This is a genomic window from Cobetia sp. SIMBA_158, assembly GCF_046566945.1.
Classification (GTDB): domain Bacteria; phylum Pseudomonadota; class Gammaproteobacteria; order Pseudomonadales; family Halomonadaceae; genus Cobetia; species Cobetia amphilecti.
In genome coordinates, this window is the sequence record NZ_JAWJYL010001235.1 from 1 (window position 1) to 230 (window position 230).

Below are 230 nucleotides of genomic sequence, written 5' to 3' on the forward strand. Positions count from 1 at the left end.
GAATAGCCACCTTGCGTGACAACGATTCCTGGCCTTCGTCCACTCGAGAGAGCAGATGACCACAGGCCAGCAACTTGAAAGTGCTGCTCATGGGGAAGCGCTCATTCCCCCGCCAGCTGAACCGGGTGCCATCGGCGGTATCCAGACCAGTGCCGCCGATTCGCGCGCCGGCCTCTGATTCGATGTCCTGAATGGCCGACGCCGAGAGCGGCCTGTCAGCGGCCGGTGCA

At 63.0% G+C, this 230-nt stretch carries 1 protein-coding gene; it reads right to left on the reverse strand.

The features are described from left to right. On the reverse strand, window positions 1–193 hold a 193-nt coding region (locus R2R70_RS23660; RefSeq protein ID WP_410979442.1), incomplete at its 3' end, for a serine hydrolase. Between the last annotated feature and the right edge of the window lie 37 nt (window positions 194–230).